The organism is Acetobacter sicerae, from assembly GCF_011516765.1.
GTDB lineage: Bacteria > Pseudomonadota > Alphaproteobacteria > Acetobacterales > Acetobacteraceae > Acetobacter > Acetobacter sicerae.
The window spans coordinates 1-23811 of the sequence record NZ_JAAABN010000028.1 but is presented as its reverse complement, the minus strand read 5'-3'; the positions used below and the strand labels follow the sequence as shown (position 1 = coordinate 23811).

The 23811-nt window shown below is 60.5% G+C and carries 28 protein-coding genes and 9 pseudogenes; 15 read left to right on the top strand and 22 right to left on the bottom strand.

The genetic code is table 11. The annotated features are described in order from the left end of the window. Positions 1-231 precede the first annotated feature (231 nt). Entirely contained in the window at positions 232-471 is a 240-nt protein-coding gene (locus tag GVI59_RS17000) for a hypothetical protein (protein WP_173575258.1), read from the bottom strand. 441 nt (positions 472-912) lie between these two features. On the opposite strand from GVI59_RS17000, the gene GVI59_RS16995 reads away from it, so the two are divergent. Then, positions 913-1968, top strand: coding sequence for a replication initiator protein A (locus tag GVI59_RS16995; RefSeq protein ID WP_173575257.1), 1056 nt, complete (start codon positions 913-915; stop codon positions 1966-1968). 39 nt (positions 1969-2007) lie between these two features. On the opposite strand, the gene GVI59_RS16990 is transcribed toward GVI59_RS16995, so the two are convergent. The 6 genes and pseudogenes from GVI59_RS16990 to GVI59_RS19480 form a co-directional block, all read right to left on the bottom strand. Beyond that, complete coding sequence (locus GVI59_RS16990; protein WP_173575256.1) at positions 2008-2265, bottom strand: ribbon-helix-helix domain-containing protein; 258 nt, start codon at positions 2263-2265, stop codon at positions 2008-2010. 27 nt (positions 2266-2292) lie between these two features. After that, positions 2293-2952 carry a ParA family partition ATPase gene (gene parA / locus GVI59_RS16985; protein ID WP_173575255.1) on the bottom strand — a complete coding sequence of 220 codons (660 nt, stop codon included), beginning with the start codon at positions 2950-2952 and terminating at the stop codon, positions 2293-2295. A 183-nt stretch (positions 2953-3135) separates the two neighbouring features. Further along, positions 3136-3552: pseudogene (locus GVI59_RS16980) on the bottom strand (recombinase family protein); the annotation flags it as partial. A gap of 38 nt (positions 3553-3590) precedes the next feature. After that, positions 3591-4415, bottom strand: coding sequence for an AAA family ATPase (locus GVI59_RS16975; RefSeq protein ID WP_070324343.1), 825 nt, complete (start codon positions 4413-4415; stop codon positions 3591-3593). Then, positions 4415-4819, bottom strand: a pseudogene (locus GVI59_RS19485) (Mu transposase C-terminal domain-containing protein); the annotation flags it as partial. The gene GVI59_RS16975 and the pseudogene GVI59_RS19485, both read right to left, overlap by 1 nt. A 333-nt stretch (positions 4820-5152) precedes the next feature. After that, positions 5153-5839 (bottom strand): annotated as a pseudogene (locus tag GVI59_RS19480) (helix-turn-helix domain-containing protein); the annotation flags it as partial. A 193-nt stretch (positions 5840-6032) separates the two neighbouring features. On the opposite strand from GVI59_RS19480, the gene GVI59_RS16965 reads away from it, so the two are divergent. Continuing rightward, the gene (locus GVI59_RS16965; RefSeq protein WP_062144550.1) at positions 6033-6626 is read left to right on the top strand and encodes a recombinase family protein; all 594 of its coding nucleotides are present in this window, start codon (positions 6033-6035) and stop codon (positions 6624-6626) included. Between the two features lie 343 nt (positions 6627-6969). Here the strand turns inward: GVI59_RS16965 and GVI59_RS16960 are convergent, their stop codons facing one another. Next, positions 6970-8133: a TDT family transporter gene (locus GVI59_RS16960; protein WP_173575253.1), complete on the bottom strand. Its 1164-nt coding sequence runs from the start codon at positions 8131-8133 to the stop codon at positions 6970-6972. Then, a complete protein-coding gene (locus GVI59_RS16955) occupies positions 8130-9002 on the bottom strand; it encodes a LysR substrate-binding domain-containing protein (RefSeq protein ID WP_173575252.1) in 873 nt (290 codons plus the stop codon). Before GVI59_RS16955 ends, GVI59_RS16960 begins: the two co-directional genes overlap by 4 nt. A 212-nt stretch (positions 9003-9214) precedes the next feature. On the opposite strand from GVI59_RS16955, the pseudogene GVI59_RS16950 reads away from it, so the two are divergent. The 9 genes and pseudogenes from GVI59_RS16950 to GVI59_RS16910 form a co-directional block, all read left to right on the top strand. Next, positions 9215-9319: pseudogene (locus tag GVI59_RS16950) on the top strand (cytochrome ubiquinol oxidase subunit I); the annotation flags it as partial. 5 nt (positions 9320-9324) lie between these two features. Then, positions 9325-10296 carry a cytochrome d ubiquinol oxidase subunit II gene (cydB, locus tag GVI59_RS16945; protein WP_338422118.1) on the top strand — a complete coding sequence of 324 codons (972 nt, stop codon included), beginning with the start codon at positions 9325-9327 and terminating at the stop codon, positions 10294-10296. After that, positions 10296-10412, top strand: a complete 117-nt coding sequence (locus tag GVI59_RS16940; RefSeq protein WP_173575250.1) for a DUF2474 family protein — start codon at positions 10296-10298, stop codon at positions 10410-10412. Before cydB ends, GVI59_RS16940 begins: the two co-directional genes overlap by 1 nt. 203 nt (positions 10413-10615) lie before the next feature. Continuing rightward, positions 10616-11551: an MBL fold metallo-hydrolase gene (locus GVI59_RS16935; protein WP_173575249.1), complete on the top strand. Its 936-nt coding sequence runs from the start codon at positions 10616-10618 to the stop codon at positions 11549-11551. An 18-nt stretch (positions 11552-11569) separates the two neighbouring features. Beyond that, entirely contained in the window at positions 11570-11866 is a 297-nt protein-coding gene (locus GVI59_RS16930; protein ID WP_061781379.1) for a hypothetical protein, read from the top strand. Beyond that, on the top strand, positions 11854-12693 hold the full coding sequence (locus tag GVI59_RS16925; RefSeq protein ID WP_173575248.1) for a DUF692 domain-containing protein: 840 nt from the start codon (positions 11854-11856) through the stop codon (positions 12691-12693). The genes GVI59_RS16930 and GVI59_RS16925 overlap by 13 nt, the downstream gene beginning before the upstream one ends. Further along, positions 12680-13390 carry an HvfC/BufC family peptide modification chaperone gene (locus GVI59_RS16920; RefSeq protein WP_173575247.1) on the top strand — a complete coding sequence of 237 codons (711 nt, stop codon included), beginning with the start codon at positions 12680-12682 and terminating at the stop codon, positions 13388-13390. Before GVI59_RS16925 ends, GVI59_RS16920 begins: the two co-directional genes overlap by 14 nt. Beyond that, positions 13387-14133, top strand: a complete 747-nt coding sequence (locus tag GVI59_RS16915; protein WP_173575246.1) for an HvfX family Cu-binding RiPP maturation protein — start codon at positions 13387-13389, stop codon at positions 14131-14133. Before GVI59_RS16920 ends, GVI59_RS16915 begins: the two co-directional genes overlap by 4 nt. Positions 14134-14211: 78 nt before the next feature. Further along, a pseudogene (locus GVI59_RS16910) lies at positions 14212-14505 on the top strand (lactate/malate family dehydrogenase); the annotation flags it as partial. A gap of 87 nt (positions 14506-14592) precedes the next feature. Here GVI59_RS16910 and GVI59_RS18820 read toward each other — a convergent pair. Together GVI59_RS18820 and GVI59_RS16905 are read right to left on the bottom strand one after the other, a co-directional pair. After that, positions 14593-14694: pseudogene (locus tag GVI59_RS18820) on the bottom strand (ATP-binding protein); the annotation flags it as partial. Next, positions 14692-14886: pseudogene (locus tag GVI59_RS16905) on the bottom strand (IS21 family transposase); the annotation flags it as partial. The pseudogenes GVI59_RS18820 and GVI59_RS16905, both read right to left, overlap by 3 nt. Before the next feature lie 114 nt (positions 14887-15000). On the opposite strand from GVI59_RS16905, the pseudogene GVI59_RS16900 reads away from it, so the two are divergent. Next, positions 15001-15978 (top strand): annotated as a pseudogene (locus GVI59_RS16900) (Tn3 family transposase); the annotation flags it as partial. Positions 15979-16014: 36 nt separating this feature from the next. Here the strand turns inward: GVI59_RS16900 and GVI59_RS16895 are convergent. The 7 genes from GVI59_RS16895 to traA all read right to left on the bottom strand — a co-directional run bounded on the left by GVI59_RS16895 (position 16015) and on the right by traA (position 21017). Next, positions 16015-16206, bottom strand: coding sequence for a Fic/DOC family N-terminal domain-containing protein (locus GVI59_RS16895; RefSeq protein WP_173575244.1), 192 nt, complete (start codon positions 16204-16206; stop codon positions 16015-16017). Positions 16207-16321: 115 nt separating this feature from the next. Beyond that, positions 16322-16993 carry a DUF6118 family protein gene (locus GVI59_RS16890; RefSeq protein WP_173575243.1) on the bottom strand — a complete coding sequence of 224 codons (672 nt, stop codon included), beginning with the start codon at positions 16991-16993 and terminating at the stop codon, positions 16322-16324. Continuing rightward, a complete protein-coding gene (locus GVI59_RS16885) occupies positions 16993-17130 on the bottom strand; it encodes a hypothetical protein (protein WP_173575242.1) in 138 nt (45 codons plus the stop codon). The genes GVI59_RS16890 and GVI59_RS16885 overlap by 1 nt, the downstream gene beginning before the upstream one ends. Continuing rightward, complete coding sequence (locus tag GVI59_RS16880) at positions 17127-17264, bottom strand: plasmid stabilization protein (RefSeq protein WP_173575241.1); 138 nt, start codon at positions 17262-17264, stop codon at positions 17127-17129. Before GVI59_RS16880 ends, GVI59_RS16885 begins: the two co-directional genes overlap by 4 nt. 25 nt (positions 17265-17289) lie before the next feature. After that, a complete protein-coding gene (vapC, locus tag GVI59_RS16875) occupies positions 17290-17682 on the bottom strand; it encodes a type II toxin-antitoxin system VapC family toxin (RefSeq protein ID WP_173575240.1) in 393 nt (130 codons plus the stop codon). Further along, positions 17679-17873, bottom strand: a complete 195-nt coding sequence (locus tag GVI59_RS16870) for a type II toxin-antitoxin system VapB family antitoxin (RefSeq protein WP_010516209.1) — start codon at positions 17871-17873, stop codon at positions 17679-17681. The genes vapC and GVI59_RS16870 overlap by 4 nt, the downstream gene beginning before the upstream one ends. Positions 17874-17927: 54 nt before the next feature. Continuing rightward, on the bottom strand, positions 17928-21017 hold the full coding sequence (gene traA / locus GVI59_RS16865; RefSeq protein ID WP_173575239.1) for a Ti-type conjugative transfer relaxase TraA: 3090 nt from the start codon (positions 21015-21017) through the stop codon (positions 17928-17930). A 96-nt stretch (positions 21018-21113) separates the two neighbouring features. On the opposite strand from traA, the gene GVI59_RS16860 reads away from it, so the two are divergent. The 3 genes from GVI59_RS16860 to GVI59_RS16850 all read left to right on the top strand — a co-directional run bounded on the left by GVI59_RS16860 (position 21114) and on the right by GVI59_RS16850 (position 22303). Beyond that, positions 21114-21473 (top strand): conjugal transfer protein TraD, encoded by a 360-nt coding sequence (locus GVI59_RS16860; protein WP_173575238.1) that lies wholly within the window; start codon positions 21114-21116, stop codon positions 21471-21473. A 64-nt stretch (positions 21474-21537) separates the two neighbouring features. Next, positions 21538-21804, top strand: coding sequence for a conjugal transfer protein TraD (locus GVI59_RS16855; protein WP_173575259.1), 267 nt, complete (start codon positions 21538-21540; stop codon positions 21802-21804). Beyond that, positions 21797-22303 carry a MucR family transcriptional regulator gene (locus tag GVI59_RS16850; protein ID WP_173575260.1) on the top strand — a complete coding sequence of 169 codons (507 nt, stop codon included), beginning with the start codon at positions 21797-21799 and terminating at the stop codon, positions 22301-22303. Before GVI59_RS16855 ends, GVI59_RS16850 begins: the two co-directional genes overlap by 8 nt. Before the next feature lie 52 nt (positions 22304-22355). Here the strand turns inward: GVI59_RS16850 and GVI59_RS16845 are convergent, their stop codons facing one another. From GVI59_RS16845 to GVI59_RS16830, 4 genes and pseudogenes are all read right to left on the bottom strand, one after another. Beyond that, on the bottom strand, positions 22356-22610 hold the full coding sequence (locus tag GVI59_RS16845; protein WP_173575237.1) for a hypothetical protein: 255 nt from the start codon (positions 22608-22610) through the stop codon (positions 22356-22358). Positions 22611-22695: 85 nt separating this feature from the next. Beyond that, complete coding sequence (locus GVI59_RS16840) at positions 22696-22959, bottom strand: BrnA antitoxin family protein (protein ID WP_029329814.1); 264 nt, start codon at positions 22957-22959, stop codon at positions 22696-22698. Continuing rightward, entirely contained in the window at positions 22943-23227 is a 285-nt protein-coding gene (locus GVI59_RS16835; protein ID WP_173575236.1) for a BrnT family toxin, read from the bottom strand. Before GVI59_RS16835 ends, GVI59_RS16840 begins: the two co-directional genes overlap by 17 nt. Positions 23228-23408: 181 nt before the next feature. Further along, a pseudogene (locus GVI59_RS16830) lies at positions 23409-23687 on the bottom strand (DUF4019 domain-containing protein); the annotation flags it as partial. Positions 23688-23811 lie beyond the last annotated feature (124 nt).

The following is a 23811-nucleotide window of genomic DNA, read 5'->3' as shown; positions in this document are numbered from 1 at the left end:
TCTGCGGGCCGCAAGACGCTCAATCTGTCGAAACAGGCTCGTGCCGCCTGATCGTTCCTTTATTGTTCATGCCAAACGTTGTTTAGCGTACCATCCACACGATGGCCTCTAACGGTCCTTTTTCCATCCCCACAGTGTTCTCCTTGGATTTCTCGCTGGAGTACATCCATGATTGCGGTAACCCCATCTGGGATGGGCGTACAAGGTGCAATACCCGTTGCCGCCGACAAACTAGCCACCACACATGGTAACGCCTGTACGACCATCCTGTGGCGTCTGGCGGGCATGTTGCGACACGTGAGCTGCTGAATGATCGTCTGAACTCTGCTGCGCCTTGAGCAGATTACGGTCTTGCCCGGTTCTTCTGATGTTGCAGGCGTCGGGCGAGCGCGGAGCGGGAGCCCCGTAGGGCGCCGAAGGCGCCGACGCGGGAGAGGAAGGTGCTGGTGGAGAGACGATGCGTTCACGCATCGTCAGATTATGATTTCGCGCCGTAGGCGTGTCTGCTTAGCGCAGCCCTGAAAGGGCGAGCAGGGGGATGCCGGGTGGGAGATCGCGCTGTGCGCGATCGGGGCGGCCGTAGGCCGCGAGCCGGCGGGGGCGGAGCCCCCAAGAGGCGGTGCTTGGGTTGAATTTGATTGGAAATTTTTGAGGTTTGTGAGTTATCCACAGATCAGATGGTTAGAGGGGGTGTTAAATAGGTGTTAGATTCTGTGTTAAGCGATTCTAGCATCCATTTAACACATTGATATAAAAACGGAATTTCTGGGTTTTTCCTCGGTTTAGTATTTAAAACCCCGAATCTCGGTATTTAAAACCCCGAATCTCGGTATTTAAAACCCCGAATCTCGGTTTCGGTATTTAAAACCCCGAATCACTTGACGCAGGTATGTAAAACCCCGAACTTTAGGCATGGTATCTGAAACCCCGAATCTGCCTGTTGTCCATGAGGCCCTCCTGCCGGAGCGTCATCCGCAGCATGACTTATTCATCTGCGACGTGGCAGATGCCGTGCTTAAGGACGTGATGCCGCAAATGGAGCATCCGTTCTATTCCCTGTCGAAAAAACCCGAGACTTCCGTTCGTCGCTATGAACATAACGGGCAATGGCTGGAAATCACGCCAAGCGTGAAGGGCCTTGCTACAATCTACGATAAGGATATTCTGATTTACTGTATTTCGCAGATCATGGCAAAACTAAAGGCCGGGGAGAAAGTATCGCAACGGGTGCGGATCAGCAGCCGTGACTTACTCATCTTCACCAATCGCGGAACGGCAGGTAAGGACTACAAAGCCCTTATCGAAGCCCTCGACCGCCTTGAAGGCACACGTATCCGCACTAACATTGTCACAGGCGACGAAGAACAGGTGGACGGTTTTGGCCTGATCGACGCTTCATCCATCCGCCGCAAACTTGGCCTCGACGGTCGCCTATTGCATTGCGAGATCAAGCTGTCGGATTGGGTCTTTAACGCAATTAAGAGCAATGATGTTCTGACACTGCATCGTGATTATTTCCGGCTACGCAAACCGCTGGAACGACGCGTTTATGAACTCGCCCGCAAACATTGCGGTCAGCAAGCGGTATGGAAAGCCTCTCTTGAGATCCTACTGAAAAAATCAGGCTCTCAAAGCCCAGAAAAATTATTCCGACAGATGATAAAGAACCTCGCTGCAAGCGATCATCTACCGGATTACCGTGTCGAATTCGATCCTCAGAAAGACATGGTAACATTCATCAATCGCGGCACAATGAAAGCTGCCGAGCCAGTAGCCGAGGCTTGGATGGGTGTGCTCGATCCTGATATTTACGGGGACGCTCGGAACATCGCTCCAGGGTGGGATGTGCATCATCTCGAAAGAGAATGGCGCATGTGGCTGGGTGATAACGAGATCGCTCCGAAGAACCCTGAGCGGCATTTCATCAAATTCTGCGAGACGTGGTTTGCTAAGCGTGGCCAACCCTGATTGTACAAATATACAAGCATAATCTATCTAAATAGATAGTCAGCGCTCTCCAAAAGGATGACGACCGTGCTTACGCATCAAGTCATCAATGGCCTCCCCGATCAAACCCTGAATAGTTGTATCGGTATCAAGCGCAAGTTGATGTAATCCCTTACTAACTGCTGGGGAAAAATACCCCACCACAGCCCGCTTACCTTCTCTTGGATTACGTGGGCGGGCTTTCTCTACCACCGTCTGCGCTGCCGGTTCCACAACCGATGGCGCGACCGCTTTTTTGAGACCAGCAAACCGACTCATGCTGTATATCCTTAACTTAGAAAATTGCTAACGTGCTTTTGTGTCATCTTGTTTGTGTGATGGCATGTTAACTTGATCACATACCCAATTCCACAACAGTGCTATATCAGCAGCAGCCTTGCTTTCCGGCTCAGCTTCCTGCGCGGTCCGACCGGAACCAACGCTGTGATGAAAAACTGCACGCTCGGGCAAAACAACAGGAGCAACAGGGATACCAAACTGCGCCACAACCTCGGCCGCCTCCTTATAAACTTGGGGCGCACGAGGAGGACCCGCAGTAAAAATCACGAAGGCAGGCTTGCCACTGGCTCGTACAAGCTCCGCCGTTGTTCTAACAGCGTCCATATCGAAAGCACGTGGTCTGCATGGAATTAACAAGAAATCAGCGACACGACACGCCTCACGCGCCATAATATCGGCATGTGGTGGAGTATCTATTATCGATAGTTCTGCGCCCAGTTCGGACGCTTGTTCCAGTTTTCTTGATAACAAGGCGTGAGCCGCACAATCCACCACATCAGGCTCGATATCACCCCGCCACGCTTTCCATGAACTTGCAGTCGCCTGCGGATCGGTATCAAGGATCAGAGAAACGTATCCAGCGGCACTGGCACTAGTAGCCAAATGTAGGGCAAGCGTCGTCTTCCCAGCGCCTCCCTTCTGACTAATGATCGCGATTGTTTTCATGTCACTATGTTTCTGTGTTAACACATTAACAAATTACCATGTTATTTTGATAACTCAATATCTTCCTCAAAAAAAACCCGACGATTTAATCGAACCAAACATTTCTCATGTCTCAGATCGATGCCGTTAGCGCCCATAGAATGTTATCATGTTTTTGTGTTAACATATAAACATGAAGACGTGTTATCTTTCCCTTTGCACAATGGCAGCAACAGTGTTCTTGCTGATTCCCAGATCACGGGCGATCCACCGATAACTCCGCTTTTCAGCCACTAGCGCCAGAACCTTCGGAGCCAGACGGTCAGACTTCGGCCGCTCTCCTTTCTGTCGGCCGAGAACCTTTCCGCGCGCCCTGGCAGCGGCCAGACCGGACTTCACCCGCTCGCTGATCAGATCCCGCTCGAACTCCGCTATCCCGGCCAGAACCGTCGCCAGCATCCGTCCATGTGGCGTTGTCAGATCGAACATCATCCCCGTCATGGCGATCAGGGAAACACGATAGCTCTCCAGCTCCTGAAGCGTGGAGATGAGATCAATGGTCGAGCGTCCCCAGCGGGACAGCTCCGTCACCAGAATAGCGTCAATTTTACGGGCCTGGGCCTGTAGATATCAGCGATAGATGGCAGGTACTGTCAGTGCTAAGTGACACCGATCACAAGGGTACTACGGGCAGCCTCGACCACATCTTCAGTGATAACGGTCAGCTCGTTGAGGCGCATGATGCGTTCGATCTGGATAAAAAGACGATGCAACAGCCGGAAATTACCCCCAGTCAGTCGCACGATCGCGGCGACCGCCTGAGCGTCGGTAAAATCAACATCGTCGAGTGAAAGACCAAGATCGCGCCAACGCCTTGTCAGCACAAATGTCAGTTCCTGATCTTGGAGGGGTCTATAATGATGGGAAAAGCCCACCCGACTGAAAAGTTGTGGGTAGCGCGCCATTCGTTTGTCAATCCCGGGCATACCGATGAAGATAAGACTGATACCTTGTCGATCGAACAGGTCACGCAACCATTCCAGCGCCGTCACGCTCAACCGCTCCGCCTCATCGACGATTAGCAGTTCAATATAGCGGGTCGTGTGGTCGATGATCCTCACTTGGCCTTGGACATGAGGGCGTACATGATCATCGATGCAGATCTCGGCACAGGCAATAAGTGCTGGCACGTCATGTCTCAACTCCTGCACGCTGCAACTGACCGTGGGGGTAAAGAAAATGGCTCGGGATTTTGCGAGGTGAGCATTGACCTTTGCTTGGTCCGATCCGCGCGGTCCCCATTCCTCCAAGGTTTTCCCAACTACTTGCCAATGGGTGTATCGACGGGCGGAAAGTGTCTTCCCGACCCCGGGAGGGCCATGACATAGGCCAATATAGCGATGTTTGCGAACGGCATCTGCAAACTCACTGAAGCGACGATGCTCCTGGGTCGCGATAAAGCTGGTAGTCCGTGCTGTGCGCATCAGTCCCCCTCGCTGTAAATGCGCAGACGTCTCCCTTTCTGCCGTCCTTTGGCTTCATTACCGGACAATGTTACCGGCACCACTGGCTGAGTGGGACGAAAGACAGGAGACGGAAAAAAGTCTGCTACACAGGCCTTTCTTTCTGCAATCTGGTTTCGTAGATGCCGACGATGGGCGATGCGGGCAGTCTGTATGTCTTTCAGGGTAATGCTGTACCCGGCATGGTCTGCACTCACGGCCCGGCAGAGAAAGGTATTGCGGTGAAAAACCCGGATCTCACCCATATCGCGCGGATCGTAACGAATCATCACGGTCTCGCCGACATAGGCTGCGAGTGTCGGATCAAAATATCGCAGTCCTTCGAAACGAATGCCGTCCCGATGGACCGTGCGGGGCCTGGCAACCATGACCAGTAGCGTATCCAGTTCATCCACGGTCTCGGGCATACGGGGCAGCCATCCATCGCCACACCACGCTTTGGCGGGGGCCACCCCGATCGTGCTATGTGGTCGAGTATTGTACGTTGAGACGATGTAATTCCCGATCGTGGCGTCTAGTTCGGCGAGGGACAAGCGAGGTGGCGAGGACGGTTTCCCGTTCCGCAGGTTGCCCGGAAGCTCCGGCAGCAACTCGGTATTGATGGTGCGGAACAACCGCTCGATCTTGCCCCGACCTTGCGGACGGGCAACGCCTGAGTAGATCAGACGGAAGTGAAGGTCAGCCGATGCCTGTTCGAGATGAAGGCTGGTGAAGTCCGATCCGTGATCGACGTGCAGAACGTCGGGGATGCCGCATACCGGCCACATCGGATCGGCCTTGCGCCAAATCGCTTGCCGGAGTGCGAGTGAGGTGTTGAGCGCGGATGGTGCGCCCAGCATCACCATGTAGCCGGCGACCACCCGCGAATAATCGTCCATCACCGTCGTCAGCCATGGCCGCACTGCCTTACCGCCAGCATCCAGGATCAGGATGTCGAGCTGGGTATGATCAGCCTGCCATGTGGCATTGGGCCGAGAGGCCCGATGGCGATGCACCAGTTCATATTTGTCCCGGAAGGCTGCACTCCCTTCGTGTGCCAAGGTCAGTATTGCCGGATTGATTTCGCGCACGATACTCCGAACGCTCCCATAGGATGGTTTCCGCCATCCCTGCTCGGCGGCCAGCATAACGATACGCCGATGGATAGTTGCAATAGATGACTGTGGCTTGAGAAGTGCCATTCCCTCAATCAGTTCGACCATTTCCTTAGGAAAGGTGCGCGTACCGGCATCAGGTCGCGTCGGACGCATGAGACCAGCGGGACCGGAAAGGCGGTAGCGTGCAATCCAACGCCGGACTGTGCGGATCGGGATGCCCGCATCCACTGCAATTTTCGTCAACGGCACGTTATCAATCAGATATGGTCGCAACACGGCCACACGCATTGCTACCTCGGTGCTGTCGGTTCCTGGCACTCGATCATCTGCCATGGTGATCGCCCCTGTCCGATAGAGGGTCGTTGAACGGACTTGCTCCCACCGGTCACGCAACCCACGGGAAACAGCCGGTTGCCGAGTCTCATATGAATGGTACCATATTTTTTGCAGTGATGGGGCTTTATACGTTACACTCGCCCATATGACACATATATTGATCGGCTACGCCCGCTGCTCGACAGACAAACAGGATATTGCAGTCCAGAAACAGGAGTTGCTTAGGCTCGGCGTTTCTGCTGATAGGATCTACACCGACAAAGGCTTCACCGGCACGAACCGAGACCGGCCGGGGCTCGACCAGGCGCTGGCGGCTGTGCGCAGCGGTGATACACTGGTGGTGCCAAAGCTCGACCGGCTTGCTCGATCTGTTCCTGACGCGCGCGCTATCGGAGATAGTCTGGCTGCCCGTGGCGTAAAGCTCCAACTTGGTGCCAGTGTCCACGACCCATCCGATCCAATGGGCAAACTGTTTTTCAACATTCTCGCCACCTTCGCCGAATTTGAGGCAGACCTCATCAAGCTCCGGACCCGTGAAGGGATGGCGGTTGCGCGTGCCAAAGGCAAGTTGCGCGGAAAAAAGCCCAAGCTGTCCGATCGGCAGCAGAAGGAACTTCGTCGCATGTACGATACGGGCGACTATTCCATCAGCGACCTGGCTGATCTGTTTTCCATTTCGCGACCAACCGTTTATCGGACACTCAGGCGTCAACCTGTTACGTCAGTACTGGCAGCATGACCTGCGAAAAACGTAGCCGTCCAGTGTATCATCTAGCTGCTCCGATACGAGCCTGGCGCGCCAATTAGCACTGCAATTCAGTGCCATCTATCGCTGATATTCACATCAGCTTCTGCCTAAATTCGTGCGCAAAGCGCCGCTCCGTCGTACTCGCCTTCGAAAAAAGTCATTCTTCCGCAGAGCTTGTCGTCGGTGTTGGTCAAGTCGGGGGGTGATCAGGGGCATTCGAGATCGGTACAGGAAAGCCGCTCGGCATCTACGCAATGGTCAACTGCAGCGGGGCTAAGACGGCTTCCATATCGAGGGTCGTCACATATCGTTCCGATCCCTTCAAGCGAGCGGTTCAGCGCGGGGTGGCGATACAGGGCGAGACGAATAGCCGGCCAGCCCAGGCCCCCGACAGCGTCTTAGCGCCCACCAGCAGCCACATCGCCGCGAGCGCCACCGTCAGCACCGTCCCGGTCACGCCGAAGAAGACGAGGTGCAGCGTCGTGCCGAGCCGGAAGGTCGCGACCGTGTAGACGCCGAGCGGGAAAGTATAGCCCCACCAGCCGAGGTTGAACGGCACGCCCGCCCGCCAGTAGCGGATCGTGATCAGCGTCGCGAGCAGCAGCCACCACAGGCCGAAGCCCCACAACAGCAGCCCCGCCACAGTGCCAAGGCCCTGCGCCACGGCGCCGACCAGCCCCAGACCGTTTGCCGCCAGGATCGCGGGCGCATCGCCGCCCAGCACCAGCATGCCGAGCGCACCGGTCCCGATGGGTCCTAACGCCAGCCAAGAGGAAGCCGCCATGCTCTCGTGCGGCAGCTTGTGCAGCGCCATGCGCAGGATCAGGATGGCGAGGATGCCGAACGCCACCGGCACTGAATAGGCCCACAGCACGTAGGAGGTGGCGAGCACCACCATCTGCATGTGTGCGCCCACCAGGTGCGGCGCGAGCAGCCCGCCACTGGCGCCGGCGACCTCGGCCGCGACCACCGGCAGTAGCCACACTGCGGTCATACCATCCAAGTTGTGCTCGTGGCGCGTGAACATGAGGTAGGGGATCAGCACGCCGCAGGCGAGCGACATCGCCACGTCCAACCACCACAGGACCTGCGCCACGCCTACGATCCCGGGTCCGAAGCGGGCGATGCCGAAGGCGAGGCAGCCGTTGATGATCGTCGCCAGCCCCATCGGGATCGTGCCGATGAACATGGACACGGTGTTGTGGCCAAAGATGCGCTTGGCCTCATGCCCGAACAGAAGCCAGCGCGCGCCGTAAAGGCCGCTGAAAAGCATGAAGAGGCCGATGTTGAACAGCCACAGTGCCTCCCCGATCGGCTTCACCGCCGGGCCGATGCCCGGCATCTGCGGCAGGGCGAGCGCCAGGATGCCAGTGCCCATGGTCGCGGCGAACCAGTTGGGGGTGAACTGGCGGATCATCTCCCGCGGGTGTTCGAGCTGCACCAAAGGGCGCCAACCGCGCCTCACTTCTTGGAGGTTTCCGGTGTCGTCGGGCGTCATCTCGCCTGCTCCTTGATGAGGTCGGTCAACGCGTCGGCTGCCCGGGTGCGGTAGCGTTCCTTGTGGCGAAGCGCGTGGAACGGACGGTCGGGTAGGACGAACGGCAGCTCGGCGAGCGTGCCGGCCGCGAGTGCGGGCGCCACGACGAGGCGCGAGAGCGCCGCCACCCCTGCCCCGGCCTCTACCGCGGTCCGCACCGCCTCGTTCGAGGGCAAGGTCATCGTCACATCGAGACTTGCTGGATCGACGCCACGGCCACGTAGCACCTCCTCGAAGCTGGAGCGCGTGCCCGAGCCCTGCTCGCGTACGATCCAGCGTGCGGCACGGAGCCACGCCTCGTCGACTTGGGCCACGTCCGCTCGGCTAACCAAGACCATCGGATCCTGCCCCACGATCCAGTCGGCCAAGGCGGGCTCGTCGATTACGCCTTCCACGAAACCTAATTCGGCGGCCCCATCCAGCACCTGGGCAGCGGCGCCTTCCGTGTTGTCGATCGCGAGCTCGACCGCGATCTGCGGATGGCGTTCATGGAAAGCCGCCAGGATCGGTGGCAGCCAGTAGCTGGCGATGGTCTGGCTGGCGACCAACCTCAGCGTGCCGCGCGCCAGCCCCGCATAGTCGGCCAGCATCGTCTCGGCATGCGCGGCGCGGCCGAGCACGGAGCGTGCCTCGTCCAGGAAGGCGCGGCCTGCCTCAGTCAGCTGGATGCCACGGCCCACGCGATGGAACAGCGGGACGCCGTAGCGCCCCTCCAGCGCGGCGATCGCCCCAGAGGCAGCCGACTGCGTCACGTTGAGCGCCTCCGCGGCCCGCGTCATGTGCTCGCGTTCCGCCACGCCGACAAAGATCCGAAGCTGCTCAAGCGTCATTGTGTTGCCTCCTGTAGCCACGATATAGGCTTTGAGGGTCGATCACACCAACCGTTTGTGGCGCTTGTTCCAATCACATAATCGTATCGATCTGCTGGCGACGAGAGGCGGCAGCCCAATCCGTTCCGTCAGCCGATCAAAATGATCTCAGCCGACGCAGTGATTTGCCGCCGCCTGCAACCTATCTGGAAGTCAGGAGGACACATCGTCCCATGCTCCAATCGCTCGACCCCGTCGTGCTCGCCCGTGCGCAGTTTGCGTTCACGGTGTCGTTCCATTTCATCTTCCCGGCCTTCTCGATCGGACTGGCGAGCTATTCGCGATCTTCGCCTACGTGGTGATGGACGGGTTTGATCTCGGCATCGGCATCCTGTTTCCAACTCTCAAGGTCGGCCCGGAGCGGGATGCGGCGATGAACAGCATCGCGCCCGTTTGGGATGGCAACGAGACCTGGCTGGTGCTGGGTGGTGGTGGGCTCCTGGCAGCGTTCCCGCTGGCCTATTCGATCATCCTGCCCGCGACCTACCCGCTCATTATCGCCATGCTGCTCGGGCTGGTGTTCCGCGGCGTGGCGTTCGAGTTCCGCTGGCGGCACGCGCCGCATCGCCCGCTCTGGGACGCGGCGTTCACCATCGGCTCGGTCGTTGCGACGCTAGCGCAGGGCATCGCGCTCGGCGCCATTCTTCAGGGTATCTCGGTGCGGAGCGACGCTGCTGCGGGCGGTTGGACCTATGCCGGTGGCTGGCTCGACAGGCTATCACCGTTTTCGCTGCTCACCGGCGCGTCGCTGCTCGTCGGCTATGCGCTGCTCGGCGCATGCTGGCTGGTGTGGAAAACGGAAGCGTCGGGTCAGGCACATGCCCGGCGCATGGCGTTCTGGTTGGCGATCGCCATGCTGGTCGCGCTCGCTGCAGTGAGCGCCGCCACGCCCTTCCTCAGCTATGCCTACTGGCGGCGCTGGTTCGCGGTCCCCGGCGTGTTTGTGACGGCGCAGGTGCCGCTGCTTGTACTCGTCACCGCCGTGCTGTTCTTCCGCTCGCTGGCACGTGGCGGCGAGCGCCTGCCATTCCTGCTCGCGCTCGGGCTGTTCCTGCTCGGGTTCGTCGGGCTCGGGGTCAGCATGTATCCTTACATCGTGCCGCAGAGCCTGACGATCTGGCAGGCCGCCGCGCCCGCGCAGAGCCAAGTGTTCATGCTCGTCGGCGCCGCCGTCATCATTCCCACGATTTTGGCCTATACTGGCTGGGCCTATTGGGTGTTCCGCGGCAAGGTTGCCGCCGAGGGGTATCACTGATGCAGGCGCCGCTCTGGCAGCGTCTCGCGTGGCTGGGCGCGATCTGGCTGGCGAGCGTCGCCGCACTCGGCTTGGTGGCCGGACTGCTACGGTGGTGGCTGATGGGTTCAGCCTAAACGGTGGCCAAGCGCTCCAAGCGCTCCAATCGATCCCAATACGAGATCAAAACTATCAGACCAAACGGTTGGATTGATTTGATAGGCCGAGGCATCTCCTTGTCATGGTTTCAACCCTCTCAGCCGTGACCGCGCAACTCTCCGTATCCGGTGTGAAAACCCGGCTCGGCGATGCCAATCCCGGAGCATCAAGGATCCCTCTGATGAAAAAGCTCTTGCGTAGCCTGCCCATGGCTGCCGCCTTTGCCATGGCATCGCCGTCGATGGCGCAGGAGGTCCCGCAATGCGGCACAAGCGGTGTTGCGCTGCAACTGCTCGGCTCGGGCGGGCCGATCTCCGACGATGCGCGCGCTTCGTCCGGGGCGATCATCTGGATCAACGGCAAGGCGCGCATCCTGATCGATGCCGGCGGCGGTACCTATCTGCGCTACGGCCAGTCGGGCGCGCGGCTGGAGGACCTCGACTTCATCGGCATCTCGCATTTCCACACGGATCACAGCGCCGATCTGCCCGCGATCCTGAAGGGCGGCTATTTCCTTGCGAACAGCCATGCGGTGAGGCTGGTCGGCCCGACGGGCAACGCCAATTTCCCCAGCATGACCGGCTTCTTCCAGCGCGAGTTCGGTAAGGGTCATGGCTCGTTCGCCTATCTGTCGGGCCTGTCCTCGGCCAGCGAGGGATTGAAGCTCGACGTCCATGCATTTGACGTCAATGTCGCCACGCCGGTGCCGACGCTGGTATGGCGGGGTGATGGCGTGACCATCACTGCCCTGGGCATTCCCCACGGCGACGTCCCCGCGCTGGCCTTTCGCATCGCCACGCCCAAGGGGGTGATCGTGCTGTCCGCCGACCAGAACGGCAGCCGGCGCGAGTTCCTCGATTTCGCGCGCGGTGCCGACATCCTGATGATGCCGGCGGCGATCGACGACGATGCCGATGCCGCCTCGCGCTTCCTGCACGCCCCGCCGACCGTGGTGGGCAAGATCGCCGCGGCAACGCACCCCAGGATGCTGGTGCTGGACCACTTCATGGGCCGGTCGCTGCGCGACAAGGATCACAACATCCAGATCATCCGCGGCTTCTACCACGGCCCGGTCGCCGCGGGACGCGACCTGTCCTGTTTTCCCTTGTCCCGCTGACCCCAAGGAGTTGTTGTCATGAAGCGTGAACTGATCCTCGGCATCGCCGTCACATCGCTGGCAGCCAGCGCGGCGCAGGCGGCAGAAGCCGCACCCGCCGCGACCACCACCGCCAGCCCGGCGGCGCACGGCGGCGGCAAATGCGCCAGCGGCAAGTGCGGCACGGAAAAGATCTATGCCCAGACCAAGCTGAAGCAGGATCCCAGCGGCCAGCTGGTCCGCGCCCGCGACGGCCAGTGCGGCCTGAGCGGCAAGGGATACAAGGTCGCCCAGACCAGCCAGGACCGGCTGGCCGAGGGCGTATGCGGCCGCTGAGTGCCACCGCCCGCGGCGTGGGCCTTCGTCCGGAACTGGTCGCGCCCTTGTGCGACCAGCCCCGGCGGCGGGACATCGATTTCCTGGAGATCGCGCCGGAGAACTGGCTGGGGATCGGCGGGCGCAAGCGCGACCAGTTGGACCGCCTCGCCGACCTTTATCCGCTGGTGGCGCACGGGCTGAGCCTGTCGATCGCGGATCCGCGACAGCTGAACCGGGATTTCCTCGCCGATGTCCGGCGTTTCCTCGACGATTACGGCATCGCCCTGTACAGCGATCACCTCAGCCTGTCGCGCGACGAGACCGGCTATCTCTACGATCTGCTGCCGGTGCCCCGGCGGGCGTCCAACCTCGATTACCTGGCCGATCGCATCGACCAGGTGCAGGATGCGACCGGGCGCCGGCTCGTGCTGGAGAACATTTCCTATTATCACGGCTTCCCGGACCAGATGCCGGAGGCCGAGTTCGTCTCTGCGCTGGTCGAACGGTCGGGCTGTGGCCTCCTGCTGGACATCAACAACGCTTATGTGAACGCGCACAACCATCACGAGGATGCGCTGGCGTTCGTCACCGCGCTGCCGTCCGATGCGATCGTTTATTACCATATCGCCGGGCATCTGGAGCTGGAGGACGGCACGTTGCTCGACACCCACGGCACGCCGGTCGCCGATGCGGTGACCGCGCTTGGCCGGGCGGTGTGGCAGCATCACGGGGCGCGGCCGCTGCTGCTGGAGCGCGATAATTTCGTACCCTCGCTCGACGAGCTGGCGGAGGAGGTGGCGGCGGTGCAGGCCGCGATGGCGGAGCCGGCTCATGCGCTCGCCTGACGTGGCGGCGCCCGACCGGCTGCTTATCGAGATCGCCGATCTTGCCGGCCGGGCGCGGCGTGATCCCCGCGACCTGTACGGGCAATTGTTGCGCGAGAACGTCGCCGACGCCATCCGTTGCAGTTTCCCCGCCGTGGCACGCATGGCGGGCGAGGTCGTGGTGGCCGCGGCGGCGGATGCCTTCGTCGCCGCGCATCCCGCGAGCCGGCCGCAATTCCACCAGATCGCCACCGAATTCGTGCTGTTCGCGCAAGGGCAGCCGGTGCTGCCGCCCGCGCTGATGCCCCTTGTCGAATATGAATGGGTGTTGCTCCAGGTGGAAATCGACCCGGCGGCGCTGTCGGGCGATGCCGCAGGGAGCACCGACGCGGCTGGGCCGGTCACGGCCAATCCTACGCTGCGCGTGGTCATGCTGCCGTTCGATCCCGCGCTCATCGATGCGAACGACAGCCTCACACCCGCGCGACTGCGTCCGCACGGGGTGTACCGGACGCGCGAGCATCATGTCCTTACCCGCCCGCTGACCGTCAGCGACTGCCTGCTGCTGGATCGCCTGGAGCAGGAAGAGACGATGACATCGCGAGCGCTGGCCGAAGCCGTCGAACCCTCCCTCTCACCGCTGGTGTCCGACTGGGTCGAACAAGGCCTTGCCGACCAGCTTCTTGTTCTCGCCGATCAAAAGGACACTTTCCGATGATGATTTTCCGCTGGCTGGATACCGCGTTCCGCCGTGTCCAGCTGCTCGATTTCCTGCCGCTGCTTGCGATCCGGATCTATCTGCTGCCGATCTTCTACGAAGGTGCCCATGCCAAGCTGACGGGCTTCTCCGCGCTGGTACAATGGTTCGGGGCACCCGCAGCCCAGGGCGGGCTCAACATGCCGGCTCCGCTGCTCATGGCGACGCTGGCCACCGCGACGGAAACGGCCGGGTGCATCTGTCTCGCGCTTGGCCTCTTCACGCGGCTGATCTCGATCCCGCTGATGGTGACCATGACGGTTGCCGGGCTGTCGGTTCATTGGTCGCATGGCTGGGCTGCGATCGCGGGCAAGACGGCGGAGTCGACCCTGCGCTTCCAGGCTTTCATGGAGTGGCTTGCGCAGAACTTCCCTGGCCGCTTCAACTATATCACCAAGCTTGGCGATCCGATCATCCTGAATAATGGGATCGAGTTCACCGTGACCTATGTCATCATGCTGGCCGTCCTGCTCTTCTATGGCGCTGGTCGGTTTCTCAGCCTGGACTATTGGATCGCACGTGGGCGACCACTGCTGTTCGGTTGGTTGCTGCCTGCCTACCATGATGCGGCGCTTGTGCGTCCGACCGGTTCGCCGCCGATGCCACAACCGACGGGCTATCCGGTATCCGGCTCCGGCGATCTAAGCGGGAGAAGAGCCGTCTACATAGGTCGACGCGCCCCCTCCCGAGACAAGACAACCTGACGACGGAGAGCGGGCCGCCATCCTCGCTCCGCTCCCCCCGCCCTCTTCCTAGCCAAGCTTCACCCAAGGACTTCCGCCATGTCAGCCAAGCCTCCCGTCCACATCGCCATCAGCGGCGCCGCCGGCCAGATCTGCTACGCGCTCCTATTCCGGATCGCGTGTGGCGACCTACTTGGCCCCGACCAGCCGGTCCGGCTTCAGCTCCTCGACCTCGAGCAGGCGCTGCCGGCAGTCTGGGGCGTGGTGATGGAGCTTGAGGACTGCGCTTTCCCGCTGCTCGAAGGGGTGGACGTCACCGCCGATCCGCACGTCGCGTTCGCCGACATCGACGCCGCGTTCCTGGTCGGATCCCGGCCTCGCTCGAAGGGCATGGTGTTGATTTTCACTGAGAACTGACCCGGGTTTTTCATCAGGAATTGACCCAGCCAGATGCTATTTCAGGCACAGTCGGGCGGGCGGTCAAGAAGAGGATCTGTCCTTTCTGTTTTTTGACGCGGCGGTGCTGGCGCGGAACCTGTAGCTGTCATTTCCTGTCTCGAGGATATGACAGTGATGGGTCAGCCATCCCCTCAGCCTGTCAGCAAACGGGTCCAGTCGGCTGGGACGTTCGGGGACCTGGAACCGCGGTTCAATACTCTGTGCCCGGAGATATTTCCGGATCGTATTGCGTGACAGTCCCGTCCGGCGTTCGATCTCGCGGATCGGAAGATGATCCCGGCAGTGCCACCGGCGGATCACACTCAGAAGCTCCATGTCAATCACTCCAAAAACCCCCCAGCAGATGATGCCGGGGAGTGTGAAGGCATGGGTCAAATCTCGATGAAAATTTCCGCCCTACCCGGGTCAGTTCTCAGTGAAAATCAACACCATCGTGCCATGCCGCTCGCCGCGCTGTGGGGAGACGGCACCACCTCGTCGAGCGACGGACAGCAATTTCATGCCGGTGGTCGCGGGGCCGCGATCGGCGACATCAACGCGCGCAGCGGCAACGAACCGGGCGTTGCCTTCTACACCCATGTCTCGGATCGATATGGCCCCTTCGCGACCCGGGTAATCGCGGCGACCGCCGGCGAAGCTCCCTATGTGCTGGATCGCTTGCTATATCAGCAGACCGGCCTGACAATCGAGGAGCACTACACCGATACAGGCGGGGCATCGGACCATGTGTTCGGCCTCATGCCCTTCTTCGGCTACCGTTTCGCGCCACGCCTGCGCGACATCAAGGAACGTCGTTTGCACCTGCTTCCCGGCCAGGAAGCAGGCCCCTTGCTCGCCGGCATGACGGGCGAACCGATCGCATTGGGTCATGTCGCAGCGCATTGGGACGAACTGCTGCGGTTCGCCACATCGATCCGCACCGGCACCGGCACCGCTTCAGCGATGCTACGCCGCCTGTCCGCCTATCCGCGACAGAATGGACTAGCCCTCGCGTTGCGCGAGCTTGGCCGTCTCGAACGCTCGATCTTCATGCTCGACTGGTTGCGCGACATCGACCTGCGCCGGCGCACCCAGGCGGGCCTCAATAAGGGCGAAGCCCGCAACGCGCTCGCCCGCGCGCTCTTCTTCAACCAGCTCGGCGAGCTGCGTGATCGGCGGTTCGAGAACCAGACCTATCGCGCATCCGGCCTCAACCTGCTCGTCGCCGCCATCATCTTGTGGAACACCCGCTATCTTGAAGTGGCGCTGGCGGACATCGGCACGCCCGACGAAATCGCGCGCCACGTCGCGCCGTTGGGCTGGGAGCATATCTCGCTGACCGGCGACTATAGCTGGAATGTAGAAGACCGGCCCGATCCGGATGCCTTGCGGCCGCTGCGCGCCGTCCGATCCCTGCTCGCCGCGTGACGTTCGCTATCCGTTCGCCCTTACCGTGCAGATACGTCACTTTCGTGTAGTCACCCCTTCCTGCAAAGCCAGCGTATCAATCAGGATCCCCTGATTGGGGATGGTTGCCGCCCGCCCCTTCAGTTCCGCCAGAGCCTTATTAGCCTCGACCAGAGCCCTGAGAACCGGAACCGTTTCTATTTCCGCCTGAGGCGGCAAAGGCTGAATAAGATAGGTTGGCGTTAACATGACATCCTAACGTGGTAGCAATATGTGTTTTTTCTAACACGTCAGAATGATCCGTCAAAGAAATCCGGTTTCTTTGACATGTCATATTTTGCTGTCGGCTTTTATCCCCTGAAAACTATTCCTGCTCTGCCGGAACAGTGATGACACAGGATTTCTGAGTTTTTTCCTGACCCGATACCGCTTTCTGACAAGTTGTAATCCTGTCTCTGTTGGCCTCAACCAACTGGCTGTCCTCACGTACACGTTGCCAGCCTTCAGGATTGCTGACTGCCATCATCATGGCCCCAGAGTTCCAGCGATCTTTCTCCCCGACAATAAAGGAGGCCACCCGCGTCCCGATAGAAGAAGGCAGGAGATACGCCAGCACAGGCGATAACCCGATCCCTACAACAAGACAGGCAAGACCCACCCCTAACAGCCACCAGTTCTGACAATCCTGCTGACGGGACTGCCCAATAATATGGGCAAGTTCCTGACGTTCCCCCTGAACCTCACCGATCGCTTTCTGAAACGCTGCCTGCATCTCCTGACTGGCAGAAATCCCGGCCTGACGAATCCCTTGCCCATACGCCTGGGGCGTCATCTTCAGCGTCGGATTGGCCTCAATCGCCTCCATTCGTGCACCGACTGCATTCATAGCCTTCACGACACGGGCCAGATCCTCTGTGTAATCCGGAGGCCGATTGTCCCGCCATGCCTGCGGCAACGCTTCCACGCTGCGCCGGAGTACCGTCATTTCAGCGCACAGATCCTCGAACGCGCGCGCTGCCGGATCTGTCTCGGACATCAGATATCCCCCCACAGATTGAAAACCCGCACACCAGCCGCCTCGAAAGGCGACACATCGTGGCTGGCCAGAACACGCGGCTCCGAGACGGGCCTCCTCGTCTCCAGGATCACGTTGGTATCAAGCCGCAGGATCATTCGAAGGACATTGCCTCGGCCGGGGTCTGATCGCAGGTCTGCAAGACCGCGATATCCTGATCACGCACACCGACCTCACGACCGATGGTCCCCAGAAGCGATCCCAGCCGAACGGCCGCTTCTTTTTTCTGCATGTCCTCTCCAGTCACCACACCAAAATCAGACAACCCGTTCCAGCCCCAGATGTGTCACGAACGGATCAAAGTCCCGGTCACTGTAAAGGAGCCGATACCCGCTTACGATGCACCGTGTGGCAACCAGGGTATCAATGGTTTTCCGGATGGTGATGCCTCTGGCACGCAGGTCACGGAAATATCGTGCCGCCTCGATCATGACATCACGCCCCCCGATCTCGACCAGATCCAGAGCGCCAAGCAGTCTCCGCGCCTTGTTGAAATCCCGTTCGCTCGCAAATCCCTGAAGAACTTCCGTCATCATCAGATCCCCAATGGCGACCAGTTCCTCTCCCAGCAACCGGTCCAGAGCATCAACCTGTGGCGTCACCGTACCTCTGAAAAAATCGATCCAGACCGAGGAATCGACCAGAATCATACGTCGGAACGCATGGCGTCGAGATCACCCCGCCACTCCAGCCTGCCCTTCATGGAACGCAGTTGCCGCTGCTGATTCAACTTGATCAGCGTCCGCAATCCGAGTTCGACGGCTTCTTTCTTGGTTTTGACGCCAGACGCCTTCAGCGCATCTGTCATGAGGGTATCGTCAATAATGATGTTGGTTCGCATGATGTGTATCTCCAGTGAAAATTATACACATCAACATCTCCTCTCTCAAGCAGATTACATCCCCATATCCATACCGCGCGACCTGGAGCGTGAGAGGGCCTGCTCCCGCTGATGGGGATGCAACCCATGATCGAGCGTCGATCCCTTCCTAATACCCAGCTCGCGGCTTTTCTCCCGCAGGATGGACTCAAGCTGCGCATCCCGCTTCAGCTCCTTCAGCGCCACACCCTGCTGCTCCCGGCTCAGCCCGTCCCACGTCTTCACAAAACGCGCTGCCCGCAATTCCGGACTCTTCCGCACCCTGTCCTCATGCTCCAGCCCCTCGATTAGCTTGCGCGCCCTCGCCGGCCCTTCCAGACCATGCAGGGCCTGCCGGATCTCCGGCTGATGCTCCAACGCCGCGCGCAGATCCGCCTCACCCCCACGCCGGACCCGCTCCAGATCCCGCCCGGCTTCAAAAAGCGCCTTCTTCTGATGCTCCAGCACCGGCAGCTCCTGACGCACCATGCGCTCGGCATCCACCCAGGCCCGCGCATACCGCTCCACCGCCTGATGCAGCGGGTCACTCCCCGGTACAAACTCGTCCAGCCCGGCCGGCACCTGCTCGCGCTGCACACGCGGTAGCCTCAAACCCGCAAAGGGAGAGACAGGAACCTCACGCTCAACCTCACTCTTCCCCTTTCCGGCCTCAGCCTCCATCCCGGCCGACACGTCTTTTTCCACCGTGCGACGCCCCGGCCGCACGGACAGGTCCAGTCCATCGAACATCCCGCGTTTCTGCTGTGCCGACGCAGGCTCTGGCATAGGCACACCTTCGGCCTGCCTGTCCTGCCGGGGGCCAGAGGCGTCTTGTTCACGCTCCACCACGATCTCGCCCTCGGGAACAGACAGCCCGCGCCGCCGCGCAAACCCGGCATCCCGATCCCGGACATGCGGGTAATCCAGCGTGGTATCCTTCAGCCGCTCGCGCGACAGCCGCCGCACCAGCCCGTCCCGGTCCCCCACATCATCCCGGCCCCAATGGACAGACACGCTCTCCCGATGCCGCGACAGCGCCACATAGGCCCCATGCCGGTCCATACTCCCCGTCGCCAGCACATGCGCCCGATCCACCGTCACACCCTGCGATTTATGGATGGTGGCCGCATAACCATGATCCAGCGCGTCATACTCCCACATCCGCACCGACACGACCCGTCCGGTCCCAATGCCATCAGGACCATCAAGCTGCACAGAAAGCATGATCCGGTCCTCATCCATGCCATACAGCCCACGCACCGTGCCCAGCGTGCCGTTCTTCACCCCTAGGTCCCGGTCATTACGCAGGAAATACACCCTGTCCTCATGCGCAAAACGCCTCTCCCCCTGAACCGTCATCACCGACAGTTCGACATCAGCATCCAGCTCACCCGCCTCCCGCCGGATGGCGCGTGCCGCCTCGTTCAGTGCCCGCACATCGACACGCCGGTGCGCCAGCATGATCTGACTGTCCTCTGGCGCGGCCTGACGGGCTTCATCCCACCCGGCCACCACCCCGGCCCGCGCCTCTTCCAGCGTGTCATGCCCGCGTACCAGGCCGGCCGCCTCATAGCGTCCCAGCGCCTCACCCGTCCGCCCCGTCGCAAGCTCCTTCGTGGCCGCCTGCTGCCAGCCTTCACGCTGCCGGCGTACGGTGGTGATTTCCACCGACCCGACCCGCTCGGCCACCGCCCGGAACGCACCACCCGCCTCAATCGCCTGCAACTGCTCGGGATCACCCACCAGCACCACCTTGGCCCCGGCTTCGCGGGCGACAGACAGAACCCGCTCCATCTGCCGTGACCCCACCATGCCGGCCTCGTCCACCACCAGCACGTCCCCGCGCTCCAGCAGGTCGAACCCACGCTCCCACGCTCGCTCCAGGGACGCCAGCGTCCGGCTCTCAATCCCGGACCCCGCTTCCAGCCCTTCCGCCGCGATCCCCGACAGCGCCGCCCCGCGCACCCGGTACCCGGCCTCTTCCCATGCCGCACGGGCCACACCCAGCATGGTGCTCTTCCCCGTCCCGGCATACCCAACCACCACGGACAGGTCGCGGGACTTCGTGACCTCGCCCACCGCCAGCGCCTGCTCGTCCCCAAGACCGGAATGCTGCATCGCTGCCCGACGCACCGCCAGCGGCACCGTATGCCCCTGGGACTGCCCCATCGCGAGCGACGCTTCTTCCAGACGCTGCTCGACCCCGATCATCGCGCGCGTGGAGAACCGCTCCCGCCCGTGCCCGTCTTTCCCGAGTGCCACCAGCTCCGGACATGCCTCCACCCGAACCATGACGGCCGTAAACTGTTCAGCGTCCACCGTCTGCCGGTCCACGAACCGCGCCAGATCCTGCCGGGTAAATGTGCTCTGCTGCCGGGTCAGCGCCTCCAGCGCCACATGCGGCTCGGCCAGCAACCTTTCCCCATTGCGTCGCGCGATCTCCAGATGATCAGCGACCCGTTCCGCATCCTCGCCCCGCTCTTCCCGGCGCATCCCGGCCGGACCTATTTTGTTCTGCGGCTCAAGGTCGATCCCCTGTGCCGCGAACGACCGATGATCGATCCGCACGTCCAGGTCCAGCTCGGCCAGCCGTTCATTGGCAAGTGACGCCCATCGCTCCCGCCATGTCAGCAGGAGTTCCTTGTCATTCCACGACCGCTCTTTTGCACCAAACCCGTTCTCATCGACAGACCGCGTGGACAGCATCACATGGGCATGGGGCTTCGCCTGTCCGTCCTCACCAATATCCCAATGTACATTGAGATCGGCCACCATGCCGCGTTCCACGAACTGCTCCCGCACAAAATCCCGTGCCAGCGCGATCCCCTGCGCCTGGGTCATTTCGCGCGGGATTGAAAACTCCACCTCGCGGGCAAGCTGGGCATCCTTGCGCTTCTCGATCGCCTCGACCTCGTTCCACAGAACAGACCGATCGAGAAACCGCTCCGGCGCACCATCGGGCAGCAGGATCTCGGAATGCACCACGCCGCTCTTGTTGGAGAAGTCATGGTCGCGATCCAGCCGCACATCATGCAGGCGGGACGCCGCGCGATAGGCCGCCGCCGCCACGGCGCTCCGGCCGGTGGCGCGGCTGATGATCTTTGCATGCAGGTGATAGATCGCCATGGACGTGATCTTATCACACGACTTAAGCGCACGTCACACAGTGACGTATAAGCGCGCACTCACATTTTACTGCGCCACAGGGATTGATCATTCTGGATGAGTGACGCGGTTCTCGCCTGTGTGGTAGAGTATGGCACAGATCAGCAGGACAAGAGGCCGAAAATGCGTAAGCCACGGGACATTGATGCGGAACTGAAGGCGCTTCAGGAAAAGGCGAAGCAGCTTAAGGCGCAACGGACCATCCAGCTCGGCGAACTGGTCGAGGCGACGGGAGCCGATACCCTGTCGATCGAGGCGCTGGCCGGGGTACTGCTTGCGGCTGTCGAACAGGCGGACGGCAAACCCGAAGCCGTCGCGAGGTGGACCGAACGGGGGACGGCGTTCTTTCAGGCCGGGGGAAAAAAGGGCAGCCGGAAAGGAACCGGAAACGATCAGAATGGAGCTTCTGGCGCTTGAAAGACGGATCAGGAAGCAGGCGGCCCTGATCCATCGCCATCAGGCACGAAAGGCACGCACCGACATGCGCGACTGGGCGAAGGCGCGACGGGAACGCACCCATCATCTGATCGAACTGGGAGGCCTGGTCCAGAAGGCGGGACTGGTCGATCTGACCGACGATGACCGCGCCACTATGCTCGGGGCCTTCCTCGATATTGCGACGCAACTTCAGGGTGGCAATGATACGACTCCAGACGACCTGAAATCACGATGGAGACGCGCGGGGCTTCATGCCTTCGACAGGAACCGGGAACATGACAGGACAACAGGCGGAAACGACCATGACTGACCACGAGACACGATCATCCGAAACGGACACGCTGCGGGAACTGACGACCCGGATTGTCACGGCGTATGTCAGCAGCAACACAGTTCCAGTCGACACCCTGCCCGGCCTCATCGGCACAGTGTTTCAGGCGCTCGATAGCCTGGGACAGACGACGACCGGAATACCGGATCTGGTGCCGGCCGTGCCTGTGAAGAAATCGGTCTTTCCGGATTACATTATCTGCCTGGAGGACGGGAAAAAGCTGAAGGTGCTCAAGCGGCATCTCCAGTCCGCCTATGGCATGACACCAAAACAGTATCGGGAGAAATGGGGCTTGCCTGAAAGCTACCCGATGGTGGCTCCTGACTATGCGGCCCGACGCTCTGCCCTGGCCCAGGAAATCGGGCTGGGGCGGGCCGTCAGGACCACACCTGATGTTATAGGCCCCACTGCTGAAGATCAGGTGCCGGTCATGCACGTACCGGAGAAAAAACGTGGACGCAGGTCCAAACTGGCCTAAAAATCCAGACGGAAACAGAACGCGGGAACGATCTCTCATTCCCGCGCTGAGGTTACCAGTAATATTCGTGGGGCCGCCGGGTTCCGGTATACGGAAAGACCGCCTCGACAGGATCAAGGTCGCCCTTGATGACCAGGCGGGCAATATGCCTGTCATGATGACGGCCAGGACGGATATCGTGCAGATGGCTGTACCAGTTGGGGGATTCAGAGGCATCACGTGAGCCTCCATAACCACAGCGATCCGGCCGGTTGGCCCAGCGATGATCTCGACCGTGTTTGCGGCTGTGATGATAGGTGCGAGACATGGGGAGCTTTCCCTCCATGACGCGCGGAGTGATTTCCGAGCGTACCTACATCGCCCGATCTCCTCTGTTCTGGTCGGAATACGCTTTACCGCGCCTGTGCGACATCGGTTTCCAGCAGCATCCGGACATAGCGTGTGTAAGGGATGCCCTTTGCCTTCGCCCTGGCTTTCACGGCATCCAACAAGGACGCCGGCAGGCGCATATTGAGGGCGGCCGCCTTGGGCTCGATCTCAAAGCGCATGGGCTTGAAGCCAGACAGGTCATACCGGGTCAGATCGGCTGTCGCGACGAAATCCTCGGCCGCTTCGTCACTATGCAGCGAGGGCATGGACCTATTTTTGCTGCTCATAATGGTCGATCTCCTTCTGATGCATGTAACGGGCACTGATGGGACGTAACCTGGTCTGGTTGCTGATTGTCCTGAACATGAAGACCAGAAAAACGTAACGTCCGGCTTCAGTCCTGCCAATGGCCCGCATCCGGGGTTCACCGGGATAAGGATCAGCCATGACGGCAGGTTCTCCCAGCAGGACCTGCTCGATTTCCGCACGGGAGACCCCATGCTTGCCACATTTCGGCCAGTTGCCGTCATCCCAGCCGAAACCCGCAATCTTCATGCAGAGAAGATAGACATTTGTCTACACAAATACAACACCATTAGAATCTAACGGAGGCCATCGTGTGGAAAGTACGCTAAACAACGTTTAGCATGAACAGTAGAAGAACGTCTGGGTAGCGTGATCTTGCCTGAGGGCAAGCCGCTGTTTCTTTGTTGAACAACGGCAAGCAGCACGGAAGTTAGCGGATGAAATATCCGCTAACGCGCCAATATGCCTGTTCACGCGAAAGTACGACGGTTTCAACCGCGTTGGGTTTGTTAGCGAAACGCGTCTGGAACTGAATGATCTGATAGTCACCCGCTGGCGCGCCCGGCAGCGTTTTTGTCTGCATCACGCTTTGGAAAGTGCGTGATGACGGGCGTCCCAACGGTTGTCGTACAGACTGGATCGTAGTGGCCCACTGCGCCGGGGTGATCTTTGCCTTGAACAGTGTGCCTGCGGCTTGCCAGCTTGCATCCCACTGCCCTTCATGGGGTCGTTTGCGGGAGGGGGCGAAATCCTACGTTAAGGCTTTGGCCAGCGATATTCTCCGGTGAGATTGATGTGCTCCCATCCGAGCGGAGAGACGTGGGCCAAGAGAT